The organism is Paenibacillus sp. GM1FR (assembly GCF_002803315.1).
GTDB classification, from domain to species: Bacteria; Bacillota; Bacilli; order Paenibacillales; family Paenibacillaceae; genus Paenibacillus; species Paenibacillus amylolyticus.
Genome location: NZ_MKZL01000020.1, coordinates 19,375 through 38,028 on the forward strand (window position 1 = coordinate 19,375; position 18,654 = coordinate 38,028).

Annotated in this window: 20 protein-coding genes; 18 read left to right on the top strand and 2 right to left on the bottom strand. The window is 47.7% G+C overall.

From position 1 onward, the window contains the following. Nucleotides 1-59: 59 nt before the first annotated feature. The 9 genes from yabG to PAEAM_RS15150 all read left to right on the top strand — a co-directional run bounded on the left by yabG (nt 60) and on the right by PAEAM_RS15150 (nt 7,023). Complete coding sequence (gene yabG, locus PAEAM_RS15110) at nt 60-956, top strand: sporulation peptidase YabG (RefSeq protein WP_017691377.1); 897 nt, start codon at nt 60-62, stop codon at nt 954-956. A 153-nt stretch (nt 957-1,109) separates the two neighbouring features. Then, a complete protein-coding gene (gene veg, locus PAEAM_RS15115) occupies nt 1,110-1,385 on the top strand; it encodes a biofilm formation stimulator Veg (RefSeq protein WP_017691376.1) in 276 nt (91 codons plus the stop codon). Nucleotides 1,386-1,642: 257 nt separating this feature from the next. Continuing rightward, nucleotides 1,643-1,819: a small, acid-soluble spore protein, alpha/beta type gene (locus PAEAM_RS15120; protein ID WP_017691375.1), complete on the top strand. Its 177-nt coding sequence runs from the start codon at nt 1,643-1,645 to the stop codon at nt 1,817-1,819. A gap of 149 nt (nt 1,820-1,968) precedes the next feature. After that, on the top strand, nt 1,969-2,823 hold the full coding sequence (ispE, locus tag PAEAM_RS15125; RefSeq protein WP_036668482.1) for a 4-(cytidine 5'-diphospho)-2-C-methyl-D-erythritol kinase: 855 nt from the start codon (nt 1,969-1,971) through the stop codon (nt 2,821-2,823). A gap of 97 nt (nt 2,824-2,920) precedes the next feature. Further along, nucleotides 2,921-3,748, top strand: coding sequence for a pur operon repressor (purR, locus tag PAEAM_RS15130; protein WP_017691373.1), 828 nt, complete (start codon nt 2,921-2,923; stop codon nt 3,746-3,748). A gap of 188 nt (nt 3,749-3,936) precedes the next feature. Next, complete coding sequence (gene spoVG, locus PAEAM_RS15135) at nt 3,937-4,221, top strand: septation regulator SpoVG (RefSeq protein ID WP_017691372.1); 285 nt, start codon at nt 3,937-3,939, stop codon at nt 4,219-4,221. Nucleotides 4,222-4,304: 83 nt separating this feature from the next. Continuing rightward, nucleotides 4,305-4,499, top strand: coding sequence for a hypothetical protein (locus PAEAM_RS15140; protein WP_133120450.1), 195 nt, complete (start codon nt 4,305-4,307; stop codon nt 4,497-4,499). Between the two features lie 68 nt (nt 4,500-4,567). Continuing rightward, nucleotides 4,568-5,968, top strand: coding sequence for a bifunctional UDP-N-acetylglucosamine diphosphorylase/glucosamine-1-phosphate N-acetyltransferase GlmU (gene glmU, locus PAEAM_RS15145; protein WP_100528124.1), 1,401 nt, complete (start codon nt 4,568-4,570; stop codon nt 5,966-5,968). 101 nt (nt 5,969-6,069) lie between these two features. Beyond that, nucleotides 6,070-7,023 (top strand): ribose-phosphate diphosphokinase, encoded by a 954-nt coding sequence (locus tag PAEAM_RS15150; protein WP_017691370.1) that lies wholly within the window; start codon nt 6,070-6,072, stop codon nt 7,021-7,023. Between the two features lie 105 nt (nt 7,024-7,128). Here PAEAM_RS15150 and PAEAM_RS15155 read toward each other — a convergent pair whose 3' ends face one another. Beyond that, entirely contained in the window at nt 7,129-7,329 is a 201-nt protein-coding gene (locus tag PAEAM_RS15155; protein ID WP_024633712.1) for a hypothetical protein, read from the bottom strand. Nucleotides 7,330-7,468: 139 nt separating this feature from the next. Here PAEAM_RS15155 and pth point away from each other — a divergent pair, with 139 nt between their 5' ends. Together pth and fin are read left to right on the top strand one after the other, a co-directional pair. Then, on the top strand, nt 7,469-8,029 hold the full coding sequence (gene pth / locus PAEAM_RS15160) for an aminoacyl-tRNA hydrolase (protein ID WP_036606126.1): 561 nt from the start codon (nt 7,469-7,471) through the stop codon (nt 8,027-8,029). A gap of 97 nt (nt 8,030-8,126) precedes the next feature. Further along, complete coding sequence (fin, locus tag PAEAM_RS15165) at nt 8,127-8,357, top strand: anti-sigma-F factor Fin (RefSeq protein WP_017691368.1); 231 nt, start codon at nt 8,127-8,129, stop codon at nt 8,355-8,357. Here the strand turns inward: fin and PAEAM_RS32490 are convergent. Next, entirely contained in the window at nt 8,329-8,460 is a 132-nt protein-coding gene (locus tag PAEAM_RS32490; protein ID WP_279303092.1) for a hypothetical protein, read from the bottom strand. The genes fin and PAEAM_RS32490 overlap by 29 nt on opposite strands. A 169-nt stretch (nt 8,461-8,629) precedes the next feature. Between PAEAM_RS32490 and mfd the strand changes: the two genes are divergently transcribed. From mfd to PAEAM_RS15205, 7 genes are all read left to right on the top strand, one after another. Next, a complete protein-coding gene (gene mfd / locus PAEAM_RS15170; RefSeq protein ID WP_100528125.1) occupies nt 8,630-12,157 on the top strand; it encodes a transcription-repair coupling factor in 3,528 nt (1,175 codons plus the stop codon). Continuing rightward, nucleotides 12,141-13,301: a peptidylprolyl isomerase gene (locus tag PAEAM_RS15175; RefSeq protein WP_036668467.1), complete on the top strand. Its 1,161-nt coding sequence runs from the start codon at nt 12,141-12,143 to the stop codon at nt 13,299-13,301. The genes mfd and PAEAM_RS15175 overlap by 17 nt, the downstream gene beginning before the upstream one ends. 331 nt (nt 13,302-13,632) lie before the next feature. Beyond that, entirely contained in the window at nt 13,633-14,175 is a 543-nt protein-coding gene (gene spoVT, locus PAEAM_RS15185) for a stage V sporulation protein T (protein ID WP_036606123.1), read from the top strand. A gap of 166 nt (nt 14,176-14,341) precedes the next feature. Further along, nucleotides 14,342-16,090 carry a putative polysaccharide biosynthesis protein gene (locus PAEAM_RS15190; protein WP_100528126.1) on the top strand — a complete coding sequence of 583 codons (1,749 nt, stop codon included), beginning with the start codon at nt 14,342-14,344 and terminating at the stop codon, nt 16,088-16,090. Between the two features lie 149 nt (nt 16,091-16,239). Beyond that, complete coding sequence (gene yabN / locus PAEAM_RS15195; RefSeq protein ID WP_100528127.1) at nt 16,240-17,733, top strand: bifunctional methyltransferase/pyrophosphohydrolase YabN; 1,494 nt, start codon at nt 16,240-16,242, stop codon at nt 17,731-17,733. Nucleotides 17,734-18,041: 308 nt separating this feature from the next. Further along, a complete protein-coding gene (locus tag PAEAM_RS15200) occupies nt 18,042-18,314 on the top strand; it encodes an HU family DNA-binding protein (RefSeq protein ID WP_017691362.1) in 273 nt (90 codons plus the stop codon). After that, the gene (locus tag PAEAM_RS15205) at nt 18,314-18,592 is read left to right on the top strand and encodes an RNA-binding S4 domain-containing protein (protein WP_036606120.1); all 279 of its coding nucleotides are present in this window, start codon (nt 18,314-18,316) and stop codon (nt 18,590-18,592) included. Before PAEAM_RS15200 ends, PAEAM_RS15205 begins: the two co-directional genes overlap by 1 nt. The last annotated feature ends 62 nt before the right edge of the window (nt 18,593-18,654 follow it).

Consider the following 18,654-nt stretch of genomic DNA (forward strand, 5'->3'; position numbering starts at 1 on the left):
AATTTGAATGAACCAAACCGGGTCTCTGCCCATACGATGGGGTAGAGGTGATTACGTTGATGAATATCGGAGACTTGGTCGTTCGGAAGTCATACGGCGGCGATGTGACTTTTCGGGTGGAAGGCCTCCAGTTGGATGCTGCGGTCATTAAAGGGACTGAGTTCCGGCTGATTGCCGATTCCCCGGTGGACGATTTGATACAGGTTCCCTACGAACCACAAAGCGCCAAGACCAGACAGGCGCATATTAAAGCACATCAGACCCTGTCCCGTCTGCAGCAGAATCGTATGGAACAGGCTGAGCGGAATCGTGAAGGTCTGGTACAGGATTGGTCTGCCCAGCAGGAACCAGCTTATTTTGAAATGCCTGGAAAGGTGCTTCATCTGGATGGAGATCCGAACTATTTGAAAAAAAGTATGGATCTCTATGAGCAACTTCGTGTGCCCGCAGAGGGACAGTATGTCCATGAATCGGCAATGGCAGATACCTTATACCGCTTATTACCCAAAGTACGTCCGGATATCGTAGTTATTACGGGTCATGATGGGGTGCTAAAGACACGTCAGCCCTATGACTTATATAGTCTTGGTAGCTACAAGAATTCGCAAAATTTTGTATCGGCCATTCAGGTGGCCAGACAATATGAACGCCATCTGGACGCACTCACTATTGTGGCAGGAGCCTGTCAGTCCCATTTTGAGGCACTGCTGCGCGCTGGAGCGAACTTTGCCAGTTCCCCAGGCAGAATTCTCATTCATGCACTTGATCCGGTCTATGTGGCAGCCAAGGCCTCCTTTACCTCTGTGCGCGATACGGTCAACATGAGTGATGTTCTGCACAATACCATCAGTGGTAGCCAGGGTGTGGGTGGTGTCGAGACACGGGGGAGTTACCGGGTAGGTCTGCCTGGGCTGAATGATTTATCTACGCTAAAAGTGAACCCGTCGGCAGTCTGATGTAGGCCATTTAAAGTCCCAATTTGGGGCTTTTTTTGTTTGCAAAAAAATTCATTGACAACAACTTTTTGATGCTGATATAATAATTAGTTTTGATTTGACAATGACTGTAAAATCCGGTATAATGGACAAGAAAAGAGGTGGTCGTCGACAATGGCTAAAAACACGCTGTTGGATATCAAACGCAATCTCGATGCACATATTGGTCAGAAAATTATGTTGCGGGCTAATGGTGGCCGCCGTAAGACCATTGAGCGTACGGGTGTATTGGAAGAAACGTACCCTTCTGTTTTTATTGTTAAGCTTGATGAGGAGCAAGAAACCTTCAAGCGAGTATCTTATAGTTATGCGGATATACTTACGGAATCGGTGGAAGTCATGGTTTATGACCCGGGCAGCCAGACGCATAGCTCCTATATGGAGACGTAAGTATCGATTTACAGGCGATTCGCCCCACAAGGCGGATCGCTTTTTTGTTTTCTTTAAACACCAATTCTCCCTCTAACGTAACCCATACATACTCAGGAATGAGCGAGGAACGGTCGCGGCATACTATATGGACAGGTGAAGGGACAGTTTCTTAAGCAATGTAGGAAACTGAATATGGCCTGGTGACAAAATGTCCAAAACGTGAACGAACAACGAACTCATCACATTATGAAGGATACTTTGGAGGAGGATGGTTCATGAGTCGCAGAAGAAGAAGTGTCATGTCAGAGGATCTGAAGAATGAGCTCGCGAAAGATCTGGGCTTCTATGATACTGTGCAACAGGAAGGCTGGGGCGGAATTAAAGCCAAGGATGCAGGAAACATGGTAAAACGTGCAATTCAACTTGCTGAACAGGCTGCGCGCAAATCTTAATCCGTTTCAAGCAGACTGAAAAGCGGGGAAATCCGTCAGGAACAACCCCGCTTTTTCCCCTTAGATGCGGAATACAAATGACTTGACAGCCCCATTTTGATATAATATGTTAAGTTGTCTTAGGGAAAAGGTGAGGACGGGTGAACGCCTTGAAAATTTACGAAAAAGCGCCTGCTAAAATTAATTTGATGCTGGACGTTTTACATAAAAGAAGCGATGGATTCCATGAAGTTGAAATGATCATGACCATGGTCGATCTGGCTGATCGGCTGGAAATGTCGGAGCTGCCGCGAGATACTATTTTCATCTCCAGTCAGGCGGGTTATATCCCGCTCGACGAGAAGAATCTGGCTTTTCAGGCAGCCAGACTTATTAAGGAGCGCTATAACGTGCGTACGGGTGTCCATATTCATCTGGATAAAAAGATTCCAGTTGCCGCCGGACTTGCCGGCGGCAGCAGTGATGCAGCAGCAACGCTGCGTGGATTGAACCGTCTATGGCGGTTGAATATACCGGATCACGAACTTCAGGAGCTTGGGGCTGAACTTGGGTCGGATGTTCCATTCTGTATCACAGGAGGGACTGCACTCGCTACAGGCCGTGGTGAGAAGTTAACTCCCATTCCTAATCCGCCGCAGTGCTGGGTAATTCTGGCCAAGCCTCCGATTAATGTGTCTACAGCTGATGTGTACGGAAGGTTCCGCAGTGACAAGATTGTTCGTCATCCGAGTGCAACTAAAATGGAGCAGGCTATACGCAATCAATCATTTACGGAAGTCTGTGACCAGATGGGCAATGTGCTTGAAGATGTAACGTTGAAGCTGTATCCGGAAGTTCAGCATCTGAAGGATGCCATGATTCGATTGGGTGCAGACGGCGTGTTAATGTCTGGTAGCGGTCCAACGGTATTTGGCCTGGTTTCCAAAGAATCCAAGGTTGCCCGGATATACAATGGTCTGCGTGGGTTCTGTAAAGAAGTTTACGCTGTGCGTATGTTGACGTGAAATTCGCTTTTATAATGTACAAACACGTATAAAGGTGTTATATTCTTAAATAATTATTCGGATTTGGATGTTTCCGTGATCGTGAGGATGGATCTCTGTGAAGAAGTTAAAACGAAGCGCAAGGCTGGTTGAAATGACGCAATACTTATTGTCCAGACCGCATACGGTTATTCCGTTGACCACATTTGCAGAACGTTATGGTGCCGCAAAGTCTTCAATTAGTGAAGATTTGGCGATTATCAAGGAAGTGTTCGAAGAAGGTGGGTCAGGAGAACTGCATACACTGGCTGGAGCAGCCGGGGGAGTAAGATGGATTCCGAAGGTATCCCGAGAACTGGCATTGGCATTTGCGGAGCGGCTCTCGACCCAGCTCGCGCAACCTGATCGGATCTTGCCTGGAGAATACCTGTACATGTCCGACTTGCTTGGTCAGCCCGCATTGATGAATGAAGCCGGCAAGATTTTTGCAACGGCCTTTGGCAATATGAATATTGATGTGGTTATGACGGTAGAAACCAAAGGAATTCCATTGGCTTATGCGACCGGAGCCCAGCTCAACCTGCCTGTCGTGCTCGTACGCAGGGACCATCAGGCTACAGAAGGATCGGCCGTAAGTATCAATTATGTATCCGGGTCCCACAAAAGTCTGCATACCATGTCCCTGTCCCGCAGGGCGATGCGTGAGCATTCCAGAGTACTTATTGTGGATGACTTCATGAAGGCCGGGGGTACGGTGCAAGGAATGATCGATCTTTTGGCCGAGTTTAATGCTACAGTTGCCGGGGTAGGGGTACTGGTGGAATCTGGTTCTGTAGATTCAGAAGAACGCCTGTTAACAGATTACGTATCTCTGGCGAAACTGACAGCGGTTGATGCCAAGAGCAGACAGATTTCCGTCAAGCCTGGCAACTATTTTGACCTGTAGAAAGATGACGAATGTTATGTCGTTAAAAGGTCTTTTCCATCGACCTGGCATGAACGTTGTCGAATTGTGTATTAAATAAAAAAATTCCTGAAATTAGGAAATTTTTGTGGTTATAAAAAGAAGGAGTTCGTATATGCTGTGTGGAATTATACACCAAGTTCTGATGGAAAAAGGTGGTGAACACACACATGCAAATTACGGATGTCAGACTCCGCCGTGTTAACTCGGAGGGGAGAATGAAGGCTATCGCATCCATTACCATCGATAACGAATTCGTCGTTCATGACATTCGTGTCATTGATGGTAACAACGGAATGTTTGTTGCTATGCCGAGCAAACGTACTCCTGATGGAGAGTTCCGTGATATCGCCCACCCGATCTCTTCCGGTACGCGTGAGAAGATTCAGGCAGCAGTTTTGACTGAATACGATCGTGCGGCAACTGAGGAAGAAGTCATTGAAGAAGGTGCCTGAGAACATTATTGGGGTTCGAAGGAAAAGAGAGCCATGTCTTATGGCTCTCTTTTCTTTTTGACCGGAATAAGATATATTCAGTATTGAGTTTATTAGCAGAGAACAAAAAGCGCATCGTGCGCTTGGTGGCAGGGCGGCATCTTAGGAATTATTGGGATTCGGTTAAGCTCGCAGGTACACGGCGTATACATATAGGTCACGATTCGTTGGTGTCCGCGTTGTTACGTGTGATTACAGAGACAGCAGGCGATGAACAGGACCGGCTTGAAGCCGGCTGAACGATACTCATTGGATATATATCAGCAATGCATTTCAATGGGATTTTCAGAACAGGAGGTCGTTAATTTTGAAACGAATGGCAATCGTTCTTGCCGCAGGGCAAGGAAAACGAATGAAATCAAAATTGTACAAAGTACTGCATCCCGTATGCGGTAAACCTATGGTTGGACATGTGCTGGATGCAGCACTCAGCGCAGGCGTTGAACGCAGTGTAGTTGTAGTCGGTCATGGTGCCGAAGCGGTGCAGTCATTTTTGGGTTCCAGAGCGGAGTATGCACTTCAGGTGGAACAACTGGGTACAGGTCATGCAGTGAAGCAGGTTAAATCCTTGCTTGGCGGTGAAACTGGCTCTACGATTGTGGTCTGCGGAGATACACCACTTGTGACCAGTGAGACGTTGGAAGGTCTGATGAAGTTGCATGAGAGCAGCGGAGCAGCAGCCACAGTTCTTACGGCTCAGTTGGACAATCCCAAAGGTTATGGCCGCGTCATTCGCGGAGAAGATGGATCTGTACAACGGATTGTGGAACAAAAGGATTGCACAGAGCAGGAAGATGCTGTGAATGAGATTAACACAGGCACATACTGTTTCGATAATGCAAAATTGTTCGCTGCCTTGGAAAAAGTGACGAACCAGAACGCTCAGGGAGAGTATTATCTCACAGACGTAGTTGGCATTTTCCGCAATGATGGAGAAGTGATTGAAGCTTACATGTCGGATGACATCGCAGAATCCATCGGGGTTAACGACCGACTTGCACTTTCGCAAGCCGAAGCCTTCATGCGTGAACGTCTTGCCGTACGCCATATGTTGAACGGTGTGACAATCATTGATCCGTCATCGACATATATCGGAGCGGATGTTACGATTGGATCAGATACAGTTCTGTATCCGGGGACGATCCTCAAAGGCACAACTTCCATTGGTGAAGCATGTCATATTGGTCCTCAGGCAGATGTGGAAGACAGCGTTATTCAGGACGGAGTTACGATTAAACATTCGGTAGTATCCAATGCCGAGGTTGGTTCTGATGCAACGGTAGGTCCATTTGCTAATTTGCGTCCAGGGACTAAACTGGGTCGCAACGTAAAAATTGGTGACTTTGTTGAAGTGAAAAATGCTACAATTGATGAAGGTTCCAAAGTATCTCATCTCAGCTATATTGGGGATGCCAAAGTAGGGAAAAACGTAAATGTTGGATGCGGGGCAATAACTGTCAATTATGATGGTTATAATAAAGCTGTGACAACGATTGAAGATGATGCTTTTGTAGGCAGCAACGTTAATCTGATTGCACCGATTACGGTAGGAAAAGGCGCTTATGTGGTTGCTGGCTCCACCGTTACCCATTCCGTTCCCGAGAATGATCTGGCCATTGCTCGTCCACGTCAGGAGAATAAACCTGGTTATGCGGAGAAGATTCGCGGACGTGCCAAAGCCAAGAAACAAAATGCCAAACCCCAATAAGGGGTTTTGATAACAAGATTGCCTCCCGAAGATCGGGGAGGTGCCGACATGTCGCAGACGCTTATTGATTCCAATGAACCAGCACGGAGGGTTTTTATTTTATGACTTATTTTGATTCGAAATTAAAAATATTTACTTGCAATTCTAACCCCAAGCTCGCCCATCAAATTGCTGATTATATCGGGATCCCTATGGGTGAATCTCACACAACCAGCTTTAGTGATGGCGAGATTCAAGTGAAACTCTCCGAGAGTGTTCGGGGTTGTCACGTTTATATCGTGCAGTCCACTTGCTTGCCGGTTAATGATAACCTGATGGAAATGCTCGTTATGATTGATGCACTCAAACGGGCATCTGCCAAGACGATTAACGTCGTTATTCCTTACTATGGCTATGCAAGACAGGATCGCAAGGCACGTTCACGTGACCCAATTACAGCGAAACTGGTTGCTAACCTGATTGAAAAAGCGGGTGCAACCCGTGTCATCGCGATGGACTTGCATGCAATGCAGATCCAGGGATTCTTCGACATTCCAGTCGACCATTTGCTTGGCGTGCCAATTCTGGCTCAATATTTCCGGTCGAAACAGATCGAAAATCCGGTTGTTGTGTCGCCTGACCACGGTGGCGTAGTGCGCGCACGTAAACTGGCTGATTTCCTGAATGCACCCCTGGCGATTATCGATAAACGTCGTCCTGAGCCAAATGTGAGCGAAGTGATGAACATTATCGGTAACATCGAGGGTAAAACAGCTATCCTGATCGATGACATTATTGACACGGCGGGAACGATTGTACTGGGAGCGAATGCTCTGATGGAAGGCGGCGTAAAAGAAGTATACGCGTGCTGTACTCACCCGGTATTGTCCGGACCTGCGATGGAACGTTTGGAGAATGCACCATTGAAGGAAGTCATCGTAACGGATACTATTCCAATTACGCATGCTAATCCGACAAGCAAACTCAAAGTGTTGTCTGTAGCGCCTTTGCTCGGAGAAGCGATTATCCGGGTTCATGAGGAATTGTCAATCAGCAAGCTGTTTGAAATTGAATAAGGATGTCTGCATAAAGTAGTAGAGGGGTTACGTTTTCCGGTTCAATGGAAAATGTAACCCCTGTCGGCGTGCCGTTTTATTAAAAGTGAAACAGACGCTGGTCAGCTAATACCCGGGGCGGGAGATAAATCGGAAACGACGCCGATGAAAAAGCGTGTCGGCAATTTCGACGAATTGATTATCGAAACGTGTGATTAGACCAATCTCAATATGGGTGTCGCGGTCGTATACCTGTACAGGTACGTGATATTCGAGATGATAGATAAAATCGCTATGTTGAGTCAGTTGTCCATTGTCTTCGCGCAAAACCCGCTCACCTTCCTGGGTCGATAAAATATTAACTGTGAACACTACAGTAAATCGATCTTTACTTTCTTGATATTATATGAAATATAAGATTCGAAGTCTATGCCTCACCTCAGGCTAATCCGAAGGAGGGAACAAGATGAAGTGGATTGTCGGACTTGGAAATCCAGGCTCGAACTATGCCAAAACCCGTCATAATATCGGTTTTATGGCACTGGATCGGTTGGCTGATCGTCATAATATCTCCATTACACAGAATAAATGTAAAGCGCTGATTGGAGAAGGCAATATTGGCGGTGTGAAAACTGTACTGATCAAACCAATGACCTATATGAACTTGTCTGGTGAATCGGTTCGAGCATATATGGACTTTTATAAAGTTAGTCTTGAAGACCTGATTGTAGTGTACGACGACATGGATACAGAGATTGGCAAAGTCAGATTGCGTTACCAAGGTAGTGCAGGCGGACATAATGGAATCAAGTCCATTATTCAGCATACCGGTACACAGCAGTTTAACCGGGTGCGCATGGGAATATCCCGGCCTGAACCAGGACATGCCATTGTTGATTATGTACTGTCGACATTTATGAAGAAAGAAAAGGAAGCCCTTGATCAGACCATTGAGCAAACATGTGATGCCCTGGAGCATAGCTTGACTCATACGTTTGAACAAACAATGGCGAAGTTTAACGGTTAATTTTGTAAGACATACTGGTAAAATGATCATAAAGACGGGTTCGATTCAGCCATACTGGACATACTGGATGTATAAACCATGTTCAGGAGGCATAAACATGTCAGTGAATTACGTATGTAGGCATTGCCGTACCTTTATTGGACGAATCGATTCTGCCCGGATAACGGAAGTAGAGCTCGGCTTTCATTTCTTGACCCCCGACGAGCGGAGGGATATAATAGCGTATAATTCCGGTGGTGACATTACCGTTCGGATTACATGTGATTACTGTAAGGAAGCCCTGGAGCACAATCCGGAGCTTAGCCTGCTCGCGAGTCCGCTTCAGTAGACATCGCCTGTACAGGATCGAATGACAGTTGAGGGCGGTTGCGTAATAACGCTCCACCTTTTATAGCCTTGGCAGCCTGCTGAGGCTTCTTTTCAGTTGGCATGAAAGTCATGGCTATCTCGAAATCAGGCTCAGCCGCATCAACAGATGTGGCAATGTTGCGAGTAATCCGATATGATGAAACAGGACAAAAAGGAATTTGTATCCATTTTAATAGTGATGCTACGCGTATGCGTGAGATAATCAAGTAAGTTATAAGAGAGGTGCCCCTTTTGTTACAAGCACTTATACAGGCTTTTTCCAAAGATCCGGACTTCGGATCCATTACAGCCGGAATCAAGTCCGGCATGAAGGAACAATTGGTTTCGGGTTTATCCGGCTCGGCGCGTCAGATTATGCTGGCTACCTTGCATCAGGAAATGAACCGACCATTGCTCGTAGTAACACATAATATGTTTTCAGCTCAAAAAATTGCAGAAGATTTACAGGAAGCGCTTTCACCTGATCAGGTGTTAATCTATCCTGCCAACGAACTTGTCGCTGCGGAAGCTGCTGTTTCCAGCCCGGAAACATTGGGTCAGCGTATTGATGTGTTGGTCCGTTGCGCCCAGGGATTCAGGGGCGTTGTTGTTATTCCTTTTTCCGGGGTAAGACGTTATGTTCCGCTTCCGGAAGTGATGGCCAATGCTCGAATTTTGATCAAACAGGGTAACACACTTCAACTGGACTCCTTCCTACTGGAGATGGTAAAGCTCGGATACGAGCGTGTGGAACGCGTGGAATCTCGTGGTGAGATGAGTGTACGCGGAGGTATCATCGACTTCTATCCGGTTACTTCATCGATCGCATATCGGGTGGAGTTATTTGATGATGAGATCGACTCCATTCGGACATTTGATCCAGCGGATCAGCGTTCGATTGAACGGATTGAAGAAATTACGGTTTTACCATGCAAGGAGTTAATTGCAGATCGTGAACGTATGGAAAAGGCTGCCGATGCGGCTGCTCTTTTGCTGGAGCAACAGCTGGAGAAAATGACGGACCGGCAGGCGAAGCTGCGTCTTCGTGAGGAAATTCACCGGGAGATCGAGCTTTTGCGGGAACACGTGTATTTCTCCGAAATGTATAAATATATTTCTCCGCTCTATCCGGAGAACAAAACGATCTATGACTATATGCCAGAAGATACCCTGCTGGTTCTTGATGAGCCTGCCAGACTATCGGAGACATCGAAACAGCTGGACCGTGATGAATCAGAGTGGAACCTGCATTTGATGCAAAACGGAAAAACACTTCCGGATCTTCCATTATCCGCAGACGGTGATGAACTCTTGTATGAGCGTCCATTCCAGACGCTGTTTATGTCGATCTTTTTGCGCCAAGTTCCACACACTCAACCACAAAACATTCTGAACTTCATCAGTCGTGGCATGCAGGATTTCCATGGACAGATGAACGTACTGAAGGCAGAGATGGAGCGTTGGCAGAAGGCCGGAGTCAAAGTGCTCATGCTGGCGAACGGTGAGGAGCGACTCGAGCGGATGCGCCGGGTACTGATGGACTATGATATTCCAGAACCAGAGATGATGATCGGTAATTTGCAAACGGGATTTGAAATGCCATCCATTCATTTGGCTGTTGTGACCGAGGGTGAGATGTTCTCGCAAAAACAGCGTAAAGTACGCAAACCGATTCGGAATGTAGATAATGCTGAACGGATCAAATCCTATAGCGAGCTAAAAGTGGGCGATTATGTCGTTCACCAGAACCACGGGATTGGTAAGTACCTGGGGATCGGCACCCTCGAAGTTGGCGGTATTCATAAGGACTACATGCATATTCTCTATGCGGGTGGAGACAAACTGTCTGTACCTATTGAGCAGATCGATCTGATTCAGAAATATGTTGGTTCCGAAGAGAAAGAACCGAAAATATACAAGCTGGGCGGCAATGAGTGGACACGGGTTAAAAATAAAGTCCGCACATCTGTACAAGATATTGCTGATGATCTAATTAAGCTGTATGCAGAGCGTCAGACCTCCAAAGGGTTTGGATTCGACAAGGATTCTGCGGAGCAGCAGGAGTTTGAGGACATGTTCCCTTACGATGAGACACGTGATCAGGTACGTGCGATCGAAGAAATCAAAAAGGACATGGAACAAAACCGTCCAATGGATCGTTTATTGTGTGGGGATGTTGGTTACGGCAAAACCGAGGTGGCTATTCGGGCTGCATTTAAAGCAGCTATTGAAGGCAAACAGGTGGCTGTCCTCGTGCCAACAACTATTTTGGCACAGCAGCATTTTGAGACGTTCCGTGAGCGCTTCTCCGGTTATCCGTTCAACATTCATGTGCTTAGCCGGTTCCGCTCCCGTAAAGAGCAGAATGAAACAGCGAAAGGCATCAAGGCAGGTACAGTGGATATTGTCATCGGGACACATCGATTGCTGTCGCAGGATCTGGTGTTCAAGGACCTGGGACTGCTCATTGTTGATGAAGAACAGCGCTTCGGTGTAACCCATAAGGAAAAACTGAAGAAGCTGAAAACCAATGTAGACGTGCTGACACTGACGGCAACGCCGATTCCGCGTACGCTTCATATGTCCATGCTGGGTGTGCGTGATCTGTCCGTTATTGAGACTCCACCAGAGAATCGTTTCCCGGTGCAGACCTATGTGGTTGAACACAGCCAGGCGCTTGTGCGTGAAGCCATTGAGCGTGAGCTTGCCCGTGGTGGGCAAGTGTATTACCTCTACAACCGTGTTCAGGGAATCCAGGAGATGGCAGCCGAAATTTCTGAACTTGTGCCTGAAGCCAAAGTTGGTGTAGGACATGGTCAGATGTCGGAAACAGAGCTGGAGAAAACGATTCTGGACTTCCTGGATGGTGAATATGACGTGCTTGTGAGCACAAGTATCATCGAGACCGGGGTAGATATTCCGAACGTAAATACACTGATCGTACATGATGCGGATAAAATGGGACTCTCCCAGCTGTATCAACTGCGCGGACGTGTAGGTCGTTCCAACCGTATTGCGTATGCCTATTTTACGTACCAACGGGATAAAGTGCTTACTGAAGTTGCTGAGAAACGTCTGCAATCAATCAAAGAATTTACCGAACTGGGTTCAGGATTCAAAATCGCCATGCGTGACTTGTCGATTCGTGGTGCGGGAAATCTGCTAGGAGCGGAGCAGCATGGTTTCATCGCTTCCGTCGGGTTTGATCTGTATTCCCAGATGCTTGCGGAGGAGATCAACAAACGCAAAGTTACGATGCTTGGCGAGGAGCCGGTACCTTCAGACCAGTGGAATACAACGCTGGATCTCAGTATCGATGCCTACTTGCCGTCCGATTATATCTATGACAGTATTCAGAAGATTGAGATCTACAAAAAAGTGGCGGTCATTGCATCTTTCGACGATGCGATGGAATTGGAAGACGAATTGGTTGACCGATTCGGTGATCTTCCGGAAGCCGTCATTAACTTGCTGGCTGTTGCGCGGATGAAAGTATACGGCAAAATCTACGGTATTGAGTCCATTTCCCAACGTGGTGAGGACATTACCGTGAAGTTCTATGAAGGGCGTGAACATGCCTTTGAACTCTCGAAAATCGCGCACATTGGAAATCAGTTCGAAAGACGTGTACAATTTGAACAAGGACCCCATATGCTGATTCACGCAAAAGGCAAGGGGCTTGGGGATAAGCAACTGATGGAGCTGGTAGAGAAAATTCTGGAGTCCATGAAAACTGCTTTTAAATCAAAGGGGGAACTAAAGGATGTTACCAAAGTATAAAAAAGTAGGAAAAGTACTGTCTGTGAGCATGGTCGCAGTACTATCCTTATCACTGCTTGCTGCATGTGGCAAGAAGGAAGAAGCAAAAACACCTGAATCGACGGATACAAGTGCTGTAGTCGCTACGTATGATGGTGGTACTATTACAGCCAATGAATTCGACATGGAGCAACGTGTCATGAAATTCCTCTATCCGGAGTATGCACAAATGATGGATATGGACGATTTCAAAGAGTATCTGGTGAAACAGGAAGTTGCTTATGAATATCTGAGTGGCAAAGCAAGTGAAGAAGCCAAAACAGCAGGTACAAAAGCGGCAACTGAGCAATTCGATAAAATGAAAGCTTCTGTTCAGGCAGATCAATGGACAGAAATGCTCAAAGCTCAGAAACTGACTGACGACAACATTAAAGACTACATGACTCGGATCATGACAGTAATCAAAGATAAAGAAACAGGCGTTACGGACGATGCAATCAAGGCTGAGTTTGAGAAAAACAAAGATCAGTTCACAACGGCTTCCGTTCGTCACGTGCTGATTAACTTCACAGATCCAAAAACGCAAAAAGAGCGTAAAAAAGAAGATGCACTTAAAATTGCAAAAGAAGTAAAAACCAAGTTGGATGGCGGAGCTGATTTTGCTGAGATTGCAAAAAAATATTCCGAAGATCCAGGTTCTGCTGAAAAGGGTGGACTGTATGAAAATACACCTGTAGGCAGCTGGGTAGAGGCATTTAAGGAAGCTGCAAAAACGTTGCCACTGAACAAAATCAGTGATCCAGTAGAGACGGAGTACGGTTACCACGTCATGAAAGTGGAAGCTCGTACAGAAGCTGACTTTGCCAAATTGACGGCTGAACAAAAAGAAAGTCTGAAGAGCCAATTGGCTGCAGCCGAAATCGATACGTTCATGCAAAATGAATTGGACAAAATTGTAAAAGAAGTTAAACTGCCAAAAACAGAAAAAGCTGAAGAAGGTAAGACTGAAGGCACAACTGAAGGCACTACGGGTACAGGAACTGAAGGAGAAAAAACAACCGAACCAAAAACGGATGACTCCACAGGTACGGATACCAAGACTGACCAAGGTACGACTGGAACAGACAAAGATGCAACTACAGATGAAGGTACAAGCAGCAAGTAAGCTGGTAAAATTGCTGTGTTGGCATACGTTCAGGGGTTAAATTCGCCCGAATGAATGCCTTGTACTTCGTAAATATGGACAACCATACAGAGAAGCAAGGGGAGGACTTAGGACCTCCTTCTTGCTTCTTCTTTTATATATTCAAGTCATATGGGTACATGGTCGCCTTCTTCGAAAGTTACACAACTATATTCTCCGAAGCATGTATAAGGAAATGGGAACAGATGAATACTATGGTCAAGATATCACACTAAACGTTCTGGGACTTTCCTCTACCCATTAAGGAACAGTAGTTGAAAAATCTTCTCGAGAAAGTGGGGCAACATGTGAAATGAAAGCTACTGGTATTGTCCGCCGTATAGATGACCTTGGTCGTGTGGTCATTCCAAAAGAAATCCGCCGTACGTTACGTATTCGTGAAGGTGATCCACTGGAAATTTTCGTGGATCGTGATGGAGAAGTTATCCTTAAAAAATATTCGCCAATTGGCGAACTTGGTGATTTTGCCAAAGAATATGCAGAATCCCTGTATGAGAGTACAGGACATGTAACGATGATTTCTGACCGGGATACCATTATCACGGTGGCAGGCGGCTCCAAGAAAGAATATTTGGACAAGCAGGTGGGTCAACTGTTGGAAGGTTGTATGGAAAACAGGAAGACCATTCTGGAAACAAACAATGGTTCTTATGAACTTAGCAAAGATCATGACGAGACGTTATCCTCTTTTGTTATTGCGCCGATTATTTCAGGTGGTGACCCCATCGGAACGGTTATCCTATTCAATAAGGATGAATCGGTGAAGATGTCTCAGATGGAAGTGAAGATGTCTGAGACGGCTGCTGGTTTCCTTGGCAAGCAAATGGAACAATAGACCGCAGATCAACTCCTGGTGCCCTGTCTTGGGCATACGGGAGTTTTTGCATTTTAAGGGACAACGAAGTTAATCCGGATGATTGTGATGGGGGAGGGTTAGTCTGTGTGCCTTCAGGCAGTTATAATAGCAAGGTATGCTTAAAAGGATTACGTGGGAGGAACTTATGAAACAGCCGTCTACAGGCTCTAGGCTGCTACAGGGTGCATTTATACTTGGGCTTGCTGCCATTATCTCTAAAATCATTGGTGCTTTTCAGAAGGTTCCGCTTCAGAATCTGGGGGGAGACGGTGTATTTGGCATCTACAATACGGTGTATCCGTTATATATGCTCATTATCACGCTTGCTGCTGCAGGGCTGCCGCTGGCCGTATCCAAATTCGTAGCAGAACAGAACGCACTCGGAAGACCAGACGAGAGCAGAAGAATTATTCGACTATCTTCCCTACTGCTCGGGGGAATTGGAATTATAATGGCGCTCTTGATGTATGCAGGTGCGCCGCTGATCGCTGACATGATTGGCAACCGCCATGTGGTTCCATCAATTCGTGCAGCTTCATGGGCGTTATTGTTCGTACCGGTGATGACAGGGCTGCGGGGATATTTTCAGGGATTACAGCAGATGGTTCCAACAGCGGTATCACAAGTGGTGGAGCAGACGATACGTGTCACCGTCATGATTGTTCTGCTTCTGTGGTTGATGAGACGGGACGCTTCGCTTGAGACTATTGCTGCTGGTGCCATGATAGGCTCCGTTGCTGGTGGAATGGTTGGGCTGTTAACCATGTTAGGATACATGGTCCGTCACCGGCGAAAAGGCAGGGAAGTGGTCAACGGGCAATTGAATTCGGAATGGAGCAGTAACAGTGGAGAGGTTGGATCAGATCGTCATGAGCGTCAGGAGAATACACCGGTTACGCCGCTGAAGAAAACGGTGAGTGCTATTAACCCGGCTCTGGCAGAAAGATCACGATCCAATGGGGAGTGGATCAAGACGCTGCTCATGTACGCCATTCCCGTCTGTCTCGGGTCGCTGGCTGTGCCACTGATGAATCTGGTGGATACCTTCACTGTACCCCGATTGCTGCGGGGAGAAGGACTGGACGAGCTTCAGTCGATGGTTTCCTTCGGCATCTACAACCGTGGATTGCCGCTGGTTCAATTGGTGACGATGCTGGCCACGTCACTGTCTGTGCTCTTTATTCCGGCGATGGCGGAAGCCCGGTTAAAGGGCGGGCCAGAAGCCGTGCGGGAGCAAGCAGGCCTCGCGCTGCGCTGGTTCTGGTTGATCGGCCTGGCGGCATCCGCGGGTCTCGCGGTGCTGGCGGAGCCGATTAACCGCATGCTGTACGGAGATGCCGCAGGCACCGAAGCACTGCGGTACATGGCGCTGACGGCTGCGGGCAGCACCGTCAGCATTATTGCGGCGGCGCTGCTGCAAGGCCTCGGCGCCGTGCGTGCACCCGCGTTCAGCATGCTGGCCGCCGCAGGCGTCAAGGCGCTGCTGAACGTCATGCTTGTGCCGGCGCTGGGCATCAGCGGCGCGGCTCTGGCAGGCGCAGTCGCCTACATGCTGGCGGCTGGCCTGAATGTGGCGCTGCTGGCGCGACTTGTCGCCCTGCGCCCTGCCCCTGGCGCCGTCCTGGCGAAGCCGGCGCTGGTGATCGCCGCCATGAGTCTGGCGGCGTTAGGCACGGCCTGGGCCGCCGAAGCCGTGCTCGGCGGCATGGGTGTCACGGCCGACCGCAGGCTGGCCACGATGGGCGTGAGCCTGCTGGGCATTGCCGCAGGCTCGGCCGTGTTCTTGCTGGCGGCGGCCCGGACAGGGCTACTGACCGCCGCGGAGCTGGCGGCTGTGCCCAAGTTGGGGCCTCGCCTTGCCAAGCTGCTGGGCAGACTGCGTGTGCTGCGCTAGCTTCATGCTCACGGTGCTTCTACACCCAGCACAGCTAATATGCAATTATAGGATATCGAATGATTCTGGTATAATACGTGTAATTAGTCCTGTTCAGGCATGATGGATCATTGAGCCTGGACAGGATAGTCCGGATGGAGGTTTACGTAATGAGTGCAGCTTTAACCGTAGTGGGTCTTGGATCTGGAGATGCAGACCAACTGACTGTAGGTATTATCAAAAAAATGAAACATGCAGCTACGCTGTATGTACGTACCCTGGATCATCCCGTATTGAATGATCTGAAGCAAGGGGGGCTGGAGATGACATCATTTGATGCCATCTATGAGGCGAAGTCCTCCTTCCCCGAAGTATATGATGAGATCGCGAACCAACTGATAGAGGCCGCTCGCAAGGGGGAGGCTGGAACCGAGATTGTGTATGCCGTACCCGGTCATCCGATGGTAGCAGAAGCAAGTGTGCGCCTGCTCAAAGAACGTTGTCCGCAGATGGGTATCTCATTGCGTGTCATGGGCGGGGAGAGCTTTCTGGACGAAGCCTTTATACGGCTTGGATTCGATCCAATCGAAGGGTTTCAACTCCTGGATGCCAGCAGCCTGAACACGGAATTGGTACAACCACAGCTACATACATTGATTGGACAAGTCTACGATGTGTTCACTGCTTCAGATGTGAAGCTATGCCTGATGGAGGTTTACCCGGATGATTATCCGGTATTTGTTGGTCACGCGTTGGGTGTACAGGGCCAGGAGGTCATTCACAAGATTCCATTGCACGAACTGGACCGGATCGAAGGGTACGGCAATCTGTCACTGATCTATGTACCGAAGAACACCGATGATGCCCTGCGTCGCCGTTCCTTTGCGCGGTTGCATGAGATCGTCAATATTCTTCGCAGTCCGGGCGGCTGTCCATGGGATCAGGAGCAGACGCATCAATCCATTCGCAAAAACCTGATTGAAGAGACCTATGAGGTCATTGAGACGATCGATGAGGATGACCCCGACCATATGAAAGAAGAGCTGGGTGATCTGCTGCTGCAGATTTTATTGCATTCCCAGATGGAAGAAGAAGTGGGCACATTTAATGTGTATGATGTCATCGAAGGTTTGAATGATAAGCTGATCTTCCGCCATCCACATGTTTTTGGCGATAATCAGGCAGAAGATGCGAATGAAGCCCTTCAGAACTGGGAACAGATGAAGGCAGAGGAGAAGAAGCGCAAAGGCCAGGATCAGCAGAAGGTTTCCGTGCTGGATGGTATACCGCGCGACTTGCCTGCATTGATGAAGGGATACAAGTTACAGAAGAAAGCAGCCAAAGTAGGCTTTGACTGGGATGATGTTGAAGGTGTGTTTGCCAAGATCGAGGAAGAACTGGCGGAGTTGAAAGAAGCGGTGCAACAAGGCCAGTCTGCGGAAGAACGGAAGCTCGAACTGGGTGATTTATTATTCGCAGCCGCAAACGTTGCAAGATTCATCGATACGGACCCGGAAGAGGCACTTGCTGCGACCAACCGCAAGTTTGTCGGGCGGTTCCAGTACATCGAGGAGCGTTTACGTGAACAGGGAAGAACACCAGCAGATAGCAATGTAGAAGAGATGGAGCAATTCTGGCAGGATGCGAAGAAGGCAGGATTATAACGGGTTCAATTTTCTGGGAAATACCGATAAACCTTATTCCATCATGTTATGCAGTGTGTTATGATGATACGAACATGTGTTCATCTGTGTAAACTGAGGTTGGTGTTTAGCGACAGATGGTTTCGGGTACTGGTCTTAGACTGTCCCCTGCAGACCATCGACAAAAAGCTAAAAAAAGTCGCGGACTAAGGCAGGATTTCAGATACCAAGCCAGAATACATGTGTAGTGACCTAACGCGAATCAGTGGCAATCGATGTATTGTCAGGAATCGCAGATACTTTTTTTTTAATTTGGGAGGCTTTTAAAAATGAACAAAACAGATCTGATTAACAACATTTCAACCAAAAGTGGTTTGACTAAAAAAGACGTTGAGTCCGTATTGAACGGCTTTTTGGGAGAAATTACAGATGCACTTGCCAGCGGAGACAAAGTACAATTGATCGGCTTTGGCACTTTTGAGACCCGCAAACGTTCCGGTCGTACCGGACGTAACCCACAAACAGGGAATGAAATCGTGATTCCTGAGTCCACTGTTCCTGCATTCAAAGCAGGCAACAAACTTAAAGAAGCCGTAAAATAATGCGTCTTGATAAATTCCTGAAGGTCTCCCGGCTAATCAAACGCCGCACTGTGGCCAAGGACGTCTCTGAACAGGGACGTGTTCTGGTGAACGGACGTGAAGCTAAGCCCAGCGCCGCTGTCAAAGTGGGCGATGAGCTGACGGTTCAGTTCGGTCAGAAACTGGTCACTGTGAAGGTGGAACGAATTGCCGAGAGTACCAAGAAGGATGAGGCGAGCAGCCTCTACACCTTGGTGAAGGAAGAGCCGATCGCCAAGGATAACGGAATGAACTGGTAACAGTACATCTGGTATTAAATATTCATTCAATGCAAGTTGAATCGAAACGTCCTCCTGTAACA

Coding starts and splice junctions, on each gene's coding strand:
- yabG (WP_017691377.1), top strand. CDS start 60: ATGAATATCGGAGACTTGGTCGTTCGGAAGTCATACGGCGGCGATGTG.
- veg (WP_017691376.1), top strand. CDS start 1,110: ATGGCTAAAAACACGCTGTTGGATATCAAACGCAATCTCGATGCACAT.
- PAEAM_RS15120 (WP_017691375.1), top strand. CDS start 1,643: ATGAGTCGCAGAAGAAGAAGTGTCATGTCAGAGGATCTGAAGAATGAG.
- spoVG (WP_017691372.1), top strand. CDS start 3,937: ATGCAAATTACGGATGTCAGACTCCGCCGTGTTAACTCGGAGGGGAGA.
- PAEAM_RS15150 (WP_017691370.1), top strand. CDS start 6,070: ATGACTTATTTTGATTCGAAATTAAAAATATTTACTTGCAATTCTAAC.
- pth (WP_036606126.1), top strand. CDS start 7,469: ATGAAGTGGATTGTCGGACTTGGAAATCCAGGCTCGAACTATGCCAAA.
- fin (WP_017691368.1), top strand. CDS start 8,127: ATGTCAGTGAATTACGTATGTAGGCATTGCCGTACCTTTATTGGACGA.
- PAEAM_RS32490 (WP_279303092.1), bottom strand. CDS start 8,460: ATGCCAACTGAAAAGAAGCCTCAGCAGGCTGCCAAGGCTATAAAAGGT.
- PAEAM_RS15175 (WP_036668467.1), top strand. CDS start 12,141: ATGTTACCAAAGTATAAAAAAGTAGGAAAAGTACTGTCTGTGAGCATG.
- spoVT (WP_036606123.1), top strand. CDS start 13,633: ATGAAAGCTACTGGTATTGTCCGCCGTATAGATGACCTTGGTCGTGTG.
- PAEAM_RS15190 (WP_100528126.1), top strand. CDS start 14,342: ATGAAACAGCCGTCTACAGGCTCTAGGCTGCTACAGGGTGCATTTATA.
- yabN (WP_100528127.1), top strand. CDS start 16,240: ATGAGTGCAGCTTTAACCGTAGTGGGTCTTGGATCTGGAGATGCAGAC.
- PAEAM_RS15200 (WP_017691362.1), top strand. CDS start 18,042: ATGAACAAAACAGATCTGATTAACAACATTTCAACCAAAAGTGGTTTG.
- PAEAM_RS15205 (WP_036606120.1), top strand. CDS start 18,314: ATGCGTCTTGATAAATTCCTGAAGGTCTCCCGGCTAATCAAACGCCGC.